Origin of the sequence: Streptomyces sp. NPDC057137 (assembly GCF_042670825.1) — a bacterium.
Lineage (GTDB): Bacteria > Actinomycetota > Actinomycetes > Streptomycetales > Streptomycetaceae > Streptomyces.
In genome coordinates, this window is the sequence record NZ_JBHUUW010000006.1 from 119,266 (window position 1) to 133,404 (window position 14,139).

Below are 14,139 nucleotides of genomic sequence, written 5' to 3' on the forward strand. Positions count from 1 at the left end.
GGCTGTGCCGTGTTGTGCGGAAAGACGCCCGTGGGGCGGGGCGCGGTTGCGGAGATCGGTAGCGTGCGGCGTATGACACAGCAACTGCGTCGCACGCTGGGCGTCTTCGATGCCGTGGTCGTCGGGCTGGGGGCGATGCTCGGGGCCGGGGTCTTCGTCGCGCTCGGACCGGCGGCCGGGGCGGCCGGGACCGGCCTGCTGTGGGGGCTGGCGGTGGCGGCCCTGGTGGCGTACTGCAACGCGATGTCGTCGGCCCGGCTGGCGGTCGACTACCCGGCTTCGGGCGGGACATACGTGTACGGCCGGGAGCGCCTGGGGCCGTTCTGGGGCTGGCTGGCGGGCTGGGCGTTCGTGGTCGGCAAGACCGCCTCGTGCGCGGCGATGGCGCTGACGGTCGGGACGTACGTGTGGCCGGGGCAGGCGCACGCGGTGGCGGTCGCGGCGGTGGTGGTCCTGACCGCCGTGAACTACGGGGGGGTACGGAAGTCGGCGACGCTCACGCGGGTGATCGTGGCCGTGGTGCTGGGCGTCCTCGCCGCCGTCGTGGTGGTGTCGCTCAGCTCGGACGCGGCCGACGCGGGGCGGCTCGGGCTCGGCCTCGGTACGGAGGCGGACCCGGGTTCGGTCCCGGTTACGGCGCGGGGGGTGTTGCAGGCGGCCGGGCTGCTCTTCTTCGCCTTCGCCGGGTACGCCCGCATCACCACGCTCGGCGAGGAGGTGCGTGACCCGGCCCGTACGATCCCGCGCGCCGTACCGCTGGCCCTCGGGCTCGTGCTGGCCGTGTACGCGTGCGTGGCGGTGGCGGTGCTCTCGGTCCTCGGGGCCGGGGAGCTGGGGCGCTCAGCGGCTCCCCTGGCCGATGCCGTACGGGCCGCCGGGGCGTCCTGGCTGGTGCCCGTGGTGCGCGTCGGGGCCGCCGCGGCGGCGCTGGGGGCGCTGCTGGCCCTGATCCTCGGGGTCTCCCGTACGACGCTGGCGATGGCACGGGACGGGCACCTGCCGCGCGGGCTGGCCGCCGTGCATCCCCGCTTTCAGGTGCCGCACCGCGCGGAGGTGGCGGTGGGCGCGGTCGTGGCCGTGCTGGCGGCGACCGTGGACGTGCGCGGGGCGATCGGCTTCTCGTCGTTCGGGGTGCTGGCGTACTACGCGATCGCCAACGCGTCGGCGTGGACGCTCGGTTCGGCCGGGGCGGGCGTACGGGTCCGGGTGCGCGTACGGGCGGCGGTCGGGCTCGTGGGCTGTGTCGTGGTGGCCCTCGCGCTGCCTGTCCCGTCCGTTGTGGCCGGGGCGGCCGTGCTGCTGCTGGGGGCGGCCGTGTACGCCGTACGACGCCGCTGAGGTCACCAGCCCGCGAACGCCTGGTCCGTACGGACGATGTCGCGGCCGAAGGGCAGCAGCGAGACCGGGATCAGCTTGAAGTTGGCGATGCCCAGCGGGATGCCGATGATCGTCACGCAGAGCGCGATACCGGTGAAGATATGGCCGAGGGCGAGCCACCAGCCGGCCAGGATCAGCCACAGCACGTTGGCGACGAACGAGGGTGATCCCGCGTCGCGGCGCTCCACCGTCGTATAGCCGAACGGCCACAGCGCGTAACGGGCGATCCGGAACGCGGCCACCCCGAAGGGGATGCCGATCACGGTGATGCACAGGAGCAGTCCGGCGAACATGTAACCGAGGAACAGCCAGAAGCCGCTCAGGAACAGCCAGATGATGTTGAGGATTGTCTTCATGGACGGCCACCTGCCATCTGCTCGAGTCGGGCGATGCGCTCCGCCATCGGCGGATGCGTGGAGAACATTCTCGATACACCCTGCCCAGGCCGGAACGGATTAGCGATCATCAGGTGACTCGCTGTCTCGATCCGTGGCTCGGGCGGCAGCGGCAGCTGCTTCGTACCGGCTTCGAGCTTGCGCAGGGCGCTCGCGAGGGCCAGCGGGTCGCCGGTGAGCTGGGCGCCGGACGCGTCCGCCTCGTACTCCCGGGAACGGCTCACGGCGAGCTGGATCACCGAGGCGGCCAGCGGGCCGAGGAGCATCACCAGGAGCATGCCCACGATGCCGGGGCCCTCGTCGTCGTCCGAGCGGCCGATGGGGATGAGCCACGCGAAGTTCACGAGGAACATGACGACCGAGGCGAGGGCGCCGGCGACCGAGGAGATGAGGATGTCGCGGTTGTAGACATGGCTCAGCTCATGGCCGAGGACCCCGCGCAGCTCCTGCTCGTTCAGGATCTGCAGGATCCCGTCCGTACAACAGACGGCCGCGTTGCGGGGGTTGCGGCCCGTGGCGAACGCGTTGGGTGCCTGGGTCGGCGAGATGTAGAGCCGGGGCATCGGCTGGCGCGCGGTCGTGGACAGCTCGCGGACGATGCGGTAAAGCTCCGGCGCCTCGAACTCGCTGACCGGGCGGGCGCGCATGGCGCGCAGCGCGAGCTTGTCGCTGTTCCAGTACGCGTACGCGTTCGTGCCGAGCGCGACGACGACCGCGACGATCAGCCCCGTCCGGCCGAAGATGCTGCCGATGACGATGATGAGTGCGGACAGTCCCCCGAGGAGTGCGGCGGTCCTCAACCCGTTGTGCCGGCGGTGCACGGAACGCCCTCCAAATCATGCGGCAGGGGAACCCTCTACGTGATGTCGCTCCACTCTCCAGTGGACCCTTCCTCACTGGTCAACGCCAGGCGAGGGTCACGGGTTCCCTGGCGCGCCCGCGCAGGGGTCTACGCCGTACGGGTGGCGGCCGGGACGGGCGGGGGGACGGGTGGGGTGGGCTCCGGGGGCGGCGCGTGCCTCAGAAGAGGCTTTCGGCGGCGAAGCGGAGGACCAGCTGGGGTGCTCCCGACAGGGCGACACCGGCGGCGGCGGTGAGGCCGATCGCGGCGAGCACCGGGGCCGGGGCCGGGGCGCGGTGGACGGCGAGGGTGCCGACGGGCTGGGGGGACGGCTCGGCGGCCGGGGTCTGTGCCGCGTCCGGGGTCTGTGCCGTCTCCGGGGCGCGGAAGAGGTCCGCCGTCCACTGGAGGTAGTAGAAGAGCGCGATGACGACGTTGACGGCCATCACCACGGCCAGCCAGCCGAGCCCCGCGTCGACGGCCGAGGAGAAGACCGTGACCTTCGCGAAGAGGCCGATGACGCCGGGCGGCAGTCCCGCGAGGCAGAGCAGGAAGAAGCCCATGGCGAGCGCGACGAGCGGGCGCTCGGAGGCGAGGGCGCGGTAGTCCGAGAGTCGGTTCAGGGGCTTCGTACGGGCGACCAGGGCGGCGACGGCGAAGGCGCCGAGGTTCACGACGGCGTACATCAGGGCGTACGCGACGGTGGAGCCGATCTGGTCCGTGCCGGCGTACGCCGCCGCCGCGATCGGCACCAGCAGATAGCCGGCCTGGGCGACGGACGACCACGCGAGGAGGCGTACCGCGCTCCACGCGCGCGTGGCCGACTGGCGGAGCGCCGCGACGTTGCCGACGGTCATGGTGAGCGCGGCGAGCACGGCCACGGCCGGGCCCCACACGTCGGAGTGGCTCGGGAAGGCGATGACCGTCACCAGGACGAGGCCGGAGAATCCGACGGCCTTGCCGACGACGGAGAGGTACGCGGCGATGGGCAGCGGCGCGCCGACGTAGGTGTCGGGGACCCAGAAGTGGAAGGGCGCGGCGGCGGCCTTGAAGGCGAAGCCGACGAGGGTCAGGGCGACGCCCGCCGACGCGAGGGTCTCGAACTTTCCGGGGACGTCGTCGAGCCGGCCGGCGATCTCGGTGAGATGCAGGGTGCCGGTGGTGGCGTACACGAAGCTGACGCCCAGCAGCATGACGGCGGTGGCCGTCACCGAGGAGAGGAAGAACTTCAGGGCGGCCTCGGACGAGAGCCGGTCGCCGCGCTTGAGGCCGACCAGCGCGAAGGCGGGGAGGGTCGCGACTTCGAGGGCGACGACGAGGGTCGCGAGGTCGCGGGCGGCGGGCAGGAGGGCGGCGCCGGCCGCCGAGGAGAGCAGCAGGAACCAGAATTCGCCCGGCGGGAGCTGCCCATGCCTGTCGCCGTCGCTCGTGCCGCCGCTGAGTTCGGTGACGGAGAGCAGCGCGGTGAGCAGCGCGCCGCCGAGCACCAGGAGCTGGATGACGAGTGTGAAGTGGTCGACGGTGTAGCTGCAGACGTCGGCGTCGGCCGTCAGGCAGAAGGTGGAGCGGTCGCCGGCGCGGAGCGGGATGAGCAGGAGGAGCGCGGCGGCGAGGCCGGCGACGGAGAGGGCGCCGAGGAGCGGCTTACGGCGTTCCGGGACGAACAGGTCGGCGACCAGGACGATCAGTGCGACGGCGGCGGTGAGGGCCGGGGGCGCGATGGCGAGCCAGTCGACGGACTGGACGAGGCTGGCGGCGCTGTCGGCGGCGCCCTGGGCAGCGGCCACGATCACGACTTGCCTCCTGCGAGAAGCTTCTGCACGGCCGGGTCGGTGAGGCCGAGGAGGACGGCGGGCCAGAGTCCGGCGAGGACGGTGAGGGCGACGAGCGGGGTCCAGGCGGCGAGTTCGTAGCCCTGGACGTCGGCGAGTTCGGGTGCCGGGCCCGTCTCCTCGGCTCCGGCGGGCTGGTGGGTCGCGCCCATGCAGACGCGGCGGACCACGATCAGCAGGTACGCGGCGGTGAGCAGTGTGCCGAAGCAGGCGATCGCCGTGAAGGTGACGAAGGCGGGGCGGCTGAGGCCGGGCGCGGGGTCGAAGGCGCCGAACATCGCGAGCATCTCGCCCCAGAATCCGGCGAGGCCGGGCAGGCCGAGCGAGGCGACGGCGGCGAAGGCGAGCAGGCCGCCGAGGCGCGGTGCGCGGCCGTACAGCGCCGCGCCGGTGGCGCCGGCGAGGGTGTCGAGGTCGGCGGTGCCGTAACGGTCCTTGAGCGCTCCGACCAGGAAGAACAGCAGGCCGGTGATGAGGCCGTGGGCGACGTTCGCGAACAGCGCGCCGTTGACGCCGGTGGGGGTCATGGACGCGATGCCGAGCAGCACGAAGCCCATGTGGCCGACGGAGGAGTACGCGATGAGGCGCTTGAGGTCGCCGCCCGCGCCCTGCCGGGCGAGGGCGAGGCAGGCCAGGGAGCCGTAGATGATGCCGACGACGGCCAACGCGGCGAGGTACGGCGCGAAGGTCCGCATCCCGTCGGGTGCGACCGGCAGGACGATACGGACGAACCCGTACGTACCCATCTTGAGCATGACCCCGGCGAGGAGAACCGATCCGACGGTCGGGGCGGCGGTGTGGGCGGCCGGGAGCCAGCTGTGCAGCGGCCACATCGGGGTCTTGACCGCGAGCCCGATCCCGATCGCCAGAACGGCGGTGACCTGCACGGATGTGCTCAGCCCACGGCCGTTGTCAGTGGCGAGTGCCACCATGTCGAATGTGCCCGCGTGCAGCCCGACGAGCAGCAGGCCGAGCAGCATGACCACAGATCCGAGCAGCGTGTAGAGGATGAACTTCCAGGCGGCGGCCTGCCGTTCGGCACCGCCCCAGCGGGCGATGAGGAAGTACATCGGGATGAGCACCATCTCGAAAGCCAGGAAGAAGAGCAGCAGGTCGAGGACGGCGAAGGTGGCGAGGGTGCCGGATTCGAGGACGAGCAGCAGGGCGACGAAGGCCTTCGGGGAGGGGCCCGCCGGGGGCTTGAAGTAGCTGTAGAGCGCGCAGAGGAAGGTCAGCAGCGCGGTCAGGACCAGAAGGGGGAGAGAGATGCCGTCGACGCCGAGGTGGATCCGCACGTCGAGTGCGGCGATCCAGCTGATGTCCGTCGTGGCCTGCATCCTCGACGGCTGGTCGTGGTCGAAGCCGAGCGCGAGGACGATCGCGGCGATGAGGACCGCGCCGGTCACGGTCACGCCGTGGCGTAGTACGGCCTGGTCGGGGCCGGTGCCCCGGAGTCCGGGCGGGGCGGGGAGCAGCGCCGCGACGGCGCCCAGGAGGGGGGCGACGACGATGAACGCGAGAAGGAACTGCATCACGGACGGACTGATATCGATCACGGCTCACGCTCCGGCGGCAACGAGTACGGCGGCGATCGCCAGGACGACCGTTCCGGCGAGCAGGGCGCCCAGGTAGGTCTGCACATTGCCGGTCTGCGCGCCGCGTACGGCGGTGCCGAGCCAGCGGGTGCCGGTGCCCGCTCCGCGTACGTAGGTGTCGACGACCTCGCGGTCGAGGAAGCGGACCAGCCGGGCCGCGCCCTGGACCGGGCGTTGGAAGAGGACGCGGTACACGGCGTCCAGGTGGAAGCCGGCCGCGGCGTGCGGGTGGAGCCTGCCGAGCAGGAGCCGGCCGGGGTCCGCGGGGTCGGGTGCCGAGGCGATGTCGCCGTAGGCGGGGGTGTGGCTGGCGATGGCCTCCGCCTCGGAGAGTGCGGGCTCGGCGTCGGGGTGCGCGGCGACGGCGCCCATGGGGGTGCGGGCGGCGAGCGCGGTGGTGTGGGTCCAGGCGCCGTAGGTGATCAGTCCGCCGACGAGCGCGACTCCCGTGCCGAGTACGGAGGTGGTGACCGTCGGGGTCAGGCTCTCCGCGTCCACCCAGGGGGCGATGAGGCCGACGGTCAGGCCGAAGGCGAGCGAGGGGACGGCGAGTACCCACAGGACGGCGTTCATCGAGAGGGGCTGCTTGCCGTGGTCGGCCGCTTCGGCGCCCCGGCCGCGGAAGGCGAGGAGCCACAGGCGCATCGCGTAGGCGGCGGTGAGGAGGGCGGTGAGCAGACCGGCGACGAGCACGGTCCAGCCGGCGATGTCCGGGGCGATGTCGGACTCGCCGAGAGCGGTGTGTTCGGCGGCGACGAGGACGGCTTCCTTGGAGAAGAAGCCGGCGAACGGCGGGATGGCGGCGAGCGCGAGGAGCGCGATCGTCATCGTCCAGTAGGCGTCGGGGACGCGTTTGGCGAGGCCGCCCATCCGGGACATGGCGGCGAGCGAGTTGGTGCCGGCGGCGTGGATGATCACGCCGGCGCCGAGGAAGAGAAGCGCCTTGAAGGCGCCGTGCGAGATGAGGTGGAAGACGGCCGCGCCCCGGTCGCCCACGGCCAGCGCGCCCGACATGTAGCCGAGTTGGCCGATGGTCGAGTAGGCGAGGACGCGTTTGATGTCGTCCTGCGCGAGGGCGGCGAGCGCGGACCCGACCATGGTGATCGCGGCCATCACGGCGAGCACGGCGAGGGCGACCGACGAGGCGGCGAAGACGGGGAGGAGACGGGCCACGAAGTAGATACCGGCGGCGACCATCGTCGCCGCGTGGATCAGCGCGGAGACGGGGGTGGGGCCGGCCATCGCGTCGGGCAGCCAGGTGTGCAGCGGGAATTGGGCCGACTTGCCCGCGACGCCCGCGATCAGCAGCAGCGCGATCAGGGTGGGGTGGTCGAGCCCGTCGTCCGCGACGGACTGGAGGACGCCGGTGATCCGGAACGTTCCGGTGTCGACGGCGAGCGCGAACAGCCCGAGCAGGAAGGGGACATCGCCGAGCTTGGTGACCAGGAAGGCCTTCAGGGAGGCGGCGCGCGCCTCGGGGGTCTCCCAGTAGTGGCCGACGAGGAAGTACGAGCAGATGCCCATGATCTCCCAGCCGACCAGGAGCACCATCAGGTCGCCGGAGTAGACGACGAGCAGCATCGCGGAGGTGAAGAGGGAGACGAGGGCGGCGTACGAGGGGTAGCGCGGGTCGTCGCGCAGATAGCCCGTCGAGTAGATCTGCACGCAGGTCGCGACGACGCCGACGAGGATCGCGACGAGGGCGGCGAAGCCGTCGATGTGCAGGGCGAGATCGATCGGGACCGAGCCGGTCGGGGTGAGCTGGGTCGCGGCGTCGATCGGTGCGCGGGTGCCGCCGTGCCCGTTGCTCTGGCGTACGGCGACGATCACGGCGAGTACGGCGGCGGTGAGCGGCGGCAGCACGGCCAGGGGCCGGACGAATCCGGGGGCCGTACGGCCGAGGAGCAGTCCGGCGACCGCGCCGAGGAACGGCAGGAGGGGGACGAGGACGGCGAGGGTGGTCGTGGTCACGCGGTGGCCTCAGCCTTCTTTGCCCGGACGGCGGCTTCGGCAGCGGCTTCGGCTTCCGCTTGGGCTCGGGCCTGTTGGACGGACTCGGCCGCGGCCTCGTCGGTCGCGTCGCTCTCGACGCTGTCGCGGAGCCGGTCGACGTCCGAGGTGCCGCGGTTGCGGTAGACCATCAGCACGATCGCCAGGCCGATGCCGATCTCGGCGGCGGCGATGGCGATCACGAAGAGGGTGAGGGCCTGGCCGGCGTGCAGGGTGTCGCGCAGCCATACGTCGAAGGCGACGAGGTTGAGGTTGACGGCGTTGAGCATCAGCTCGACGGACATGAGGACGAGGATCGCGTTGCGGCGGGCGAGCACCCCGTACAGACCGGTGCAGAACAGCAGCGCCGCGAGCACGGCGGGATAGGCGAGATGCATCAGCGCTGCTCCTTGCCACGGGGGCTGCCGGGCGCGTCGCTCTTGCGGGACAGGACGATCGCGCCGATGAGCGCGGCGAGCAGCAGGACGGAGAGTGCTTCGAAGGGCAGGACCCAGTGCCGGAAGAGGAACTGGCCGGACACCTCGGTGGATCCCTGGGCGGGTCCTTCGAGTTCGATCCAGGTCGTACGGAACGCGTCGACGACGACCCACACCAGTGCGACGGCGGCGGTGAGGGCCACCGCGAGCGCGACCCACCGGTTCTCCGAATCCGCGTCGGGGGAACGGCCGATGGGCGCCTTCGTGAGCATCAGCCCGAACAGAAGGAGGACGACGACGGAGCCGACATAGATCAGGACCTGCACCCAGGCGATGAACTCGGCCGTCAGCAGCAGGTATTCGACGGCCAGGCCGCCGAGCGCGACGACGAGCCACAGGGCGGCGTGCACGAGTTGCTTGGTCGTGACGGTGATGACGGCCGCGCCGAAGGTGACGAGGCCGACGAGGAGAAAGGCGATCTCGACGCCGGTCGGGGACAGGAAGCCGGGGTGGGCCGCCGCGAGGGAGGTCGCCGCGAGGGGGGTCACTCGCCGTCCACCCGCTCCTGGGCGGCTGCCGTGGTCACGGCGGCTTCCGCCGCTGCCGCCGCGGCCAGCTTGTCGGCCGTCTTGCGGGCGGCGGCGATCTCCTTCGGCTCCTCGGCGCCCGGGTCGAGGGCGGGCGGGGCAGGCACGGTCCACATCCAGTCGCGGAGTTTGTCCCGCTCGTGGGTGAGTTCCAGGATGTCCGTCTCCGCGTACTCGAACTCCGGTGACCAGAAGAGCGCGTCGAAGGGACAGACCTCGATGCAGATACCGCAGTACATGCAGAGCGAGAAGTCGATGGCGAACCGGTCGAGGACGTTCCGGCTGCGCTCGCGCCCGCCGGGGGCCGTGGCGGGCAGCGTCTCCTTGTGGGAGTCGATGTAGATGCACCAGTCGGGGCACTCACGGGCGCAGAGCATGCAGACCGTGCAGTTCTCCTCGAACAGTCCGATCACTCCGCGGCTGCGGGGCGGGAGTTCGGGCTGGGTGTCCGGGTACCGCGCGGTGACGGTCTTCCTGGTCATCGTACGAAGGGTGACGGCCAGCCCCTTGGCCAGGCCGCTACCGGGGATCGGAGGCACTTACTGGATCACCACCTTGACGATGCCGGTGAGGGCGATCTGGGCGAGGGCGAGCGGGATGAGGACGGTCCAGGCGAGCTTCTGGAGCTGGTCCTCGCGGAGCCGGGGATAGCTGACGCGCAGCCAGATGACGACGAAGGCGAGGAGGAACGTCTTGAGGAGGGTCCAGAGCCAGCCGAGGTCGTCGCCGCCGAACGGGCCGTGCCAGCCGCCGAGGAACAGGACGGTGGTCAGTCCGCACAGGACGACGATGCCCGCGTACTCGGCGAGCAGGAACAGCGCGAACCGCAGACCGGTGTACTCGGTGTACGCGCCGAAGATGATCTCGGAGTCGGCGACCGGCATGTCGAAGGGAGGGCGCTGGAGTTCGGCGAGGCCGGCGATGAAGAAGACGAGGGCGCCGACGATCTGCCAGGGCACCCACCACCACTCGAAGGCGTTGAGGATGCCGGGGAGGGAGACGGTGCCGGCCGCCATCGCGACGGAGGCGGCCGTGAGGAGCATGGGCAGTTCGTACGCGAGGAGTTGGGCGGCGGTGCGGAGGCCGCCGAGCAGGGAGAACTTGTTCGCCGATGCCCAGCCGGCCATGAGCGACCCGAGGACACCGACGCCCATCACAGCGAGCACGAAGAAGATCCCCGCGTCGACGACCTCGCCGACCGCGCCCTCCTGGGGGCCGATCGGGATCGCGACCAGTACGAGGAGGTAGGGCAGCAGGGCGACGGCCGGGGCGAGTTGGAAGATCCGGCGGTCGGCGGCGGCCGGGACGATGTCTTCCTTCTGGGCGAACTTGACGCCGTCGGCGACGAGTTGGGCCCATCCGTGGAAACCGCCGACGTACATGGGCCCGAGGCGGCCCTGCATGTGGGCCATGACCTTGTGCTCGGTCTGCCCGACGACGAGGGGAAGCACGAGGAAGGCGGCGAAGACGATGAGCAGCCGAATGGCGACGTCGAGCACGTCGTTCACGCGTCTCCTCCGGGGCGGTCGGGGTCGGGAGCGGGAGCGGGGCCGGTGGAGCCGCTGTCACGGTCGCCGCTGTCGCTGCCACCGGGTTCGGCCTCCGGCGCCGACGGCGACTCGGGTTCCGGCTTCGGTGACGGGGCGTCGAACGCCGGGCGCGGGTCGTGCCAGGGGGCCGGGGCGGCGTTCGGCGTGGGGGCTGCGGGCGCTGCGGGTTCCGTGGGTGCGTCGGGCTGCTGGCTCGTGGAGCCTTCCGAGACGCTGCGGGCGCGCCGGACCGGGCGGTCTCCCGTCGCCGCACGCGGGGTGCGGGGCGTGCGGGCCGGGGCCGGGGGGAGTTGGCCCTTGAGGGGGCCCCATTCGTTCGGGTCCGGTACGCCCGGGGGAAGCATCTGACGGCGCTTGGGGCCCGAGTGGCCCGGCGCGGACTCGCCCGGCTCCTTCGCGCCCGGCCAGGCCTTCGCGACCCGGGCCGCCAGGACGAAGTCCTTGCGCAGCGGGTGGCCTTCGAAGGTCTCGGGCAGCAGGAGGTGCACCAGGTTGGGGTGGTCGGTGAAGGAGATGCCGAACATCTCGTACGTCTCGCGCTCGTGCCAGCCCGCGCCCGCGTAGACCCCGAGGGCCGTGGGCAGTTCGGGGGCGTCGTGCGGGACGGTCGTACGGACCAACAGGCGCCGTACGGAACGGGGTTCGACCGACGCGACGTGTGCGCTGACGCGGAACCCGGTGCCCGGTTCGTCGACGGCGCTCAGCCAGTCGAAGTACGTGCACCCCAGCGCGTCACGGGCGGTTTCGAGCGCGGTCAGCCAGGAGGCGGCGGGGACGTCGACCGTCAGGAGGTCGTACGCGCGCTCCGCCGTGGCGTCCGCGCCGAAGATCTCGGCGACGCCGTCCGGCAGGCTGTCGTACGCGTCGGCGGGCGTCAGGCGCTCCCCGGTGTCCGCGGGCGTCAGGCGCTCTCCCCCGGCGTCGGCGGGCGTCACGTGCTCTCCCCCGGCGTCGGCGGCGCCGCGATCAGCCCGCTGCGCAGTGCGGCCGTGCTGGGCCGCCGGCCCTCGGAGCCGTAACGCTCCCCCAGCGACTCGCGGGAGATCTTCTCCTGGAGCTTGAGGATCCCCTGGAGCAGCGCCTCGGGACGCGGCGGGCAGCCCGGTACGTAGACGTCGACCGGGATGATCTGGTCGACGCCCTTCGTGACGGAGTACGAGTCCCAGTACGGCCCACCGCAGTTGGAGCAGGCGCCGAAGGAGATCACGTACTTCGGCTCGGGCATCTGCTCGAACAGCCGCTTCACCGCCGGTGCCATCTTGTCCGTCACCGTGCCGGACACGACCATCAGGTCCGCCTGGCGCGGGCCCGGTGCGAGGGGGATGACGCCGAGCCGGATGAAGTCGTGCCGGGCCATCGACGCGGCGATGAACTCGATGGCGCAGCAGGCGAGTCCGAAGTTGAAGACCCAGAGGCTGTAGCGGCGGCCCCAGTTGAGGACCACCTTCATCGGCTGGGGCGCCAGGCGGGAGAGCACGCCCAGGCGTTGCGGGTTCGGCAGCTCGACCGGTGCGGCGGGAGTGGCGGCGGCAGCGGGAGCGGGAGCGGCGGGGGTCACGTCCATTCCAGGACGCCCTTCTTCCATGCGTAGAGCAGTCCTACGGCCAGGAAGCCGAGGAAGATGAACATCTCGACGAGCGTCGTCGCGCCGTATCCCGGCGCCGCGAAGACCGTCGCCCACGGGAAGAGGAAGATCGAGTCGACGGCGAAGATGACATACAGGAAGGCGTAGACGTAGTAGCGGACCTGGGTATGTGCCCAGCCCTCGCCCACCGGGTCGACGCCGCATTCGTACGTAAGCAGTTTCTCGGGCGTCGGTACCACCGGCCGCAGCAGTCGGCCCGCCCCGAAGGCCACGGCGACGAAGAGCACGCCGACGACCGCGAGCAGTCCGACCACCGAGTAGCTCTGGAAGTACTCCGACGCGAGAACGGTCGGTTCCGGCACGTCCGTCACCCGCTCCTCGCTCCGCCGTTCGGTGATCCGTCAGTGATCCGTGTGGTCTGTGATTCGTACGGACGGGAGTCTAGGCCCTGCTAAAGGGACCGTAAGCAGTCGGTCGCGCATCAGTCATGGCGGGGTCATGACCAGCTCCGGCACGGGCGGGTTCAGGCGCTGGTCGCACCGCGTTTCCGGGGTCATGGCGGGATGGTGGGGTTATCCCCACCTCGGCTCCCCCAGCCACCCCATGGCGTGGGCCCCCGTGGCCGTGCAGGCTAGGGCCTTATGAGCGTCCGCAACAGTGCCCCCGACGACGACCGGCCACCGCCGCCGCCCCGTTTCGCCTTCAACCGGCACACCTGGAAGGAGATCGCGCATCTCCTCGCCAATCTGCCGGTCTCCATCGCCGGTTTCGTCTATGTCGTGGCCGTCGTGCCCACCGGTGTCGTCCTGTCCGTCACCGTGATCGGTCTGCCCTGGCTCACCGGCGGCCTGGCCGGTGCCCGGCTGCTGGGCAAGGCCGAACGGGCGCGTGCGCGCGCCCTGCTGGGGGTCCGGATCGACGAGCCGAGCCCCCTCCGGGGCCGGAACCGCCGGGAGAGGCGCGCACGCGGCACCGACGGGTTCTTCCACTGGATGTGGACGGGGCTGAAGGACCCGGTGGCCTGGCGGACCACGCTGTACGAGTTCATCCGGCTGCCGTGGGGAATCCTGACCTTCGCGATCACCCTGGTGAGCCTCTTCGTCCTCTGGCCGGTGCTGCCCCACATCGCGCGCGGTCTGACCAACGTCGACCGGGCCCTGGTGCGCGGGCTGCTCTCGCCGTCCGACGAGTTGGAGAGCCGGATCGCGGAGCTGGAGTCCGACCGGGGCGTCGTCGTGGACACGGCCGCCGCCGATCTGCGCCGTATCGAGCGCGATCTGCACGACGGGGCACAGGCCCGGCTGGTGGCGCTGGCCATGGGGCTCGGCCTCGCGAAGGAGAAGCTGCTGGAGGACCCGGAGGCGGCGGCGAGCATGGTCGACGAGGCGCACGGCGAGGTGAAGCTGGCCCTCCAGGAGCTGCGCGATCTCGCGCGGGGCATCCACCCCGCCGTACTGACGGACCGGGGCCTGGACGCCGCGCTCTCGTCCGTGGCGTCCCGCTGCACCGTCCCGGTCAAGGTCGAGGTCGAGCTGACCGAGCGGCCGGCGGCGGCGATCGAGGGCATCGCCTACTTCACCGTCTCGGAGCTGCTGCAGAACGTCAGCAAGCACAGCGGGGCGCGCATGGCCAGCGTCGAGGTGTGGCGGACGAAGGACCGGCTGCTGATCCAGATCGAGGACGACGGGCGCGGGGGCGCGCGGCTGGAGGGCGGGACGGGCATGGCGGGGCTGGCCGAGCGGCTGGGGGCGGTCGACGGGCTGTTCGTGCTGGACTCGCCGGTCGGGGGGCCGACGATCGTCACGGCCGAACTGCCGTGGCGTGAGCGTGAGCCTGAGCGCGAGCCGTCCTGACTCCTGACCGGGAGCGGGCGCTGACGCGGGCGCGGGCGTCGGTACGGGCGCAGGTACGCACGCCGGGGCCGGTACGGGTGCCCGCGCCGGTGCCGGGG

The 14,139-nt window shown here is 71.7% G+C and carries 14 protein-coding genes; 2 read left to right on the top strand and 12 right to left on the bottom strand.

Annotated features, from left to right (window positions below):
* Nucleotides 1-72: 72 nt before the first annotated feature.
* Nucleotides 73-1,338, top strand: a complete 1,266-nt coding sequence (locus ACFT9I_RS07795) for an APC family permease (RefSeq protein ID WP_382561831.1) — start codon at nt 73-75, stop codon at nt 1,336-1,338.
* A 2-nt stretch (nt 1,339-1,340) separates the two neighbouring features.
* Here ACFT9I_RS07795 and ACFT9I_RS07800 read toward each other — a convergent pair whose 3' ends face one another.
* From ACFT9I_RS07800 to ACFT9I_RS07855, 12 genes are all read right to left on the bottom strand, one after another.
* Nucleotides 1,341-1,733 carry a YccF domain-containing protein gene (locus ACFT9I_RS07800; RefSeq protein ID WP_382561833.1) on the bottom strand — a complete coding sequence of 131 codons (393 nt, stop codon included), beginning with the start codon at nt 1,731-1,733 and terminating at the stop codon, nt 1,341-1,343.
* Entirely contained in the window at nt 1,730-2,593 is an 864-nt protein-coding gene (htpX, locus tag ACFT9I_RS07805) for a zinc metalloprotease HtpX (RefSeq protein WP_382561835.1), read from the bottom strand. The genes ACFT9I_RS07800 and htpX overlap by 4 nt, the downstream gene beginning before the upstream one ends.
* Nucleotides 2,594-2,792: 199 nt before the next feature.
* Nucleotides 2,793-4,400, bottom strand: a complete 1,608-nt coding sequence (locus ACFT9I_RS07810; RefSeq protein WP_382561968.1) for an NADH-quinone oxidoreductase subunit N — start codon at nt 4,398-4,400, stop codon at nt 2,793-2,795.
* Between the two features lie 2 nt (nt 4,401-4,402).
* Entirely contained in the window at nt 4,403-5,977 is a 1,575-nt protein-coding gene (locus tag ACFT9I_RS07815; protein ID WP_382561970.1) for a NuoM family protein, read from the bottom strand.
* Between the two features lie 27 nt (nt 5,978-6,004).
* Nucleotides 6,005-8,011 carry an NADH-quinone oxidoreductase subunit L gene (locus ACFT9I_RS07820; RefSeq protein ID WP_382561837.1) on the bottom strand — a complete coding sequence of 669 codons (2,007 nt, stop codon included), beginning with the start codon at nt 8,009-8,011 and terminating at the stop codon, nt 6,005-6,007.
* Nucleotides 8,008-8,427, bottom strand: a complete 420-nt coding sequence (gene nuoK, locus ACFT9I_RS07825; RefSeq protein WP_382561839.1) for an NADH-quinone oxidoreductase subunit NuoK — start codon at nt 8,425-8,427, stop codon at nt 8,008-8,010. The genes ACFT9I_RS07820 and nuoK overlap by 4 nt, the downstream gene beginning before the upstream one ends.
* Complete coding sequence (locus tag ACFT9I_RS07830; RefSeq protein WP_382561841.1) at nt 8,427-9,014, bottom strand: NADH-quinone oxidoreductase subunit J; 588 nt, start codon at nt 9,012-9,014, stop codon at nt 8,427-8,429. The genes nuoK and ACFT9I_RS07830 overlap by 1 nt, the downstream gene beginning before the upstream one ends.
* The gene (locus ACFT9I_RS07835; RefSeq protein WP_382561843.1) at nt 9,011-9,592 is read right to left on the bottom strand and encodes a NuoI/complex I 23 kDa subunit family protein; all 582 of its coding nucleotides are present in this window, start codon (nt 9,590-9,592) and stop codon (nt 9,011-9,013) included. Before ACFT9I_RS07835 ends, ACFT9I_RS07830 begins: the two co-directional genes overlap by 4 nt.
* Entirely contained in the window at nt 9,593-10,561 is a 969-nt protein-coding gene (locus ACFT9I_RS07840) for an NADH-quinone oxidoreductase subunit H (protein ID WP_382561845.1), read from the bottom strand.
* Nucleotides 10,558-11,538, bottom strand: coding sequence for an NADH-quinone oxidoreductase subunit C (locus ACFT9I_RS07845; protein ID WP_382561847.1), 981 nt, complete (start codon nt 11,536-11,538; stop codon nt 10,558-10,560). Before ACFT9I_RS07845 ends, ACFT9I_RS07840 begins: the two co-directional genes overlap by 4 nt.
* Nucleotides 11,535-12,167, bottom strand: a complete 633-nt coding sequence (locus ACFT9I_RS07850; protein ID WP_382561849.1) for an NADH-quinone oxidoreductase subunit B — start codon at nt 12,165-12,167, stop codon at nt 11,535-11,537. The genes ACFT9I_RS07845 and ACFT9I_RS07850 overlap by 4 nt, the downstream gene beginning before the upstream one ends.
* The gene (locus tag ACFT9I_RS07855; protein WP_023539403.1) at nt 12,158-12,559 is read right to left on the bottom strand and encodes an NADH-quinone oxidoreductase subunit A; all 402 of its coding nucleotides are present in this window, start codon (nt 12,557-12,559) and stop codon (nt 12,158-12,160) included. The genes ACFT9I_RS07850 and ACFT9I_RS07855 overlap by 10 nt, the downstream gene beginning before the upstream one ends.
* Before the next feature lie 270 nt (nt 12,560-12,829).
* On the opposite strand from ACFT9I_RS07855, the gene ACFT9I_RS07860 reads away from it, so the two are divergent.
* Nucleotides 12,830-14,041 (top strand): sensor histidine kinase, encoded by a 1,212-nt coding sequence (locus tag ACFT9I_RS07860; RefSeq protein ID WP_382561851.1) that lies wholly within the window; start codon nt 12,830-12,832, stop codon nt 14,039-14,041.
* The last annotated feature ends 98 nt before the right edge of the window (nt 14,042-14,139 follow it).

Excerpts from the sequence above, each read along its gene's own strand:
- ACFT9I_RS07795 (WP_382561831.1), top strand. The coding sequence starts at position 73 with ATGACACAGCAACTGCGTCGCACGCTGGGCGTCTTCGATGCCGTGGTC.
- ACFT9I_RS07815 (WP_382561970.1), bottom strand. The coding sequence starts at position 5,977 with ATGCAGTTCCTTCTCGCGTTCATCGTCGTCGCCCCCCTCCTGGGCGCC.
- ACFT9I_RS07800 (WP_382561833.1), bottom strand. The coding sequence starts at position 1,733 with ATGAAGACAATCCTCAACATCATCTGGCTGTTCCTGAGCGGCTTCTGG.
- ACFT9I_RS07850 (WP_382561849.1), bottom strand. The coding sequence starts at position 12,167 with ATGGACGTGACCCCCGCCGCTCCCGCTCCCGCTGCCGCCGCCACTCCC.
- nuoK (WP_382561839.1), bottom strand. The coding sequence starts at position 8,427 with ATGCATCTCGCCTATCCCGCCGTGCTCGCGGCGCTGCTGTTCTGCACC.
- ACFT9I_RS07860 (WP_382561851.1), top strand. The coding sequence starts at position 12,830 with ATGAGCGTCCGCAACAGTGCCCCCGACGACGACCGGCCACCGCCGCCG.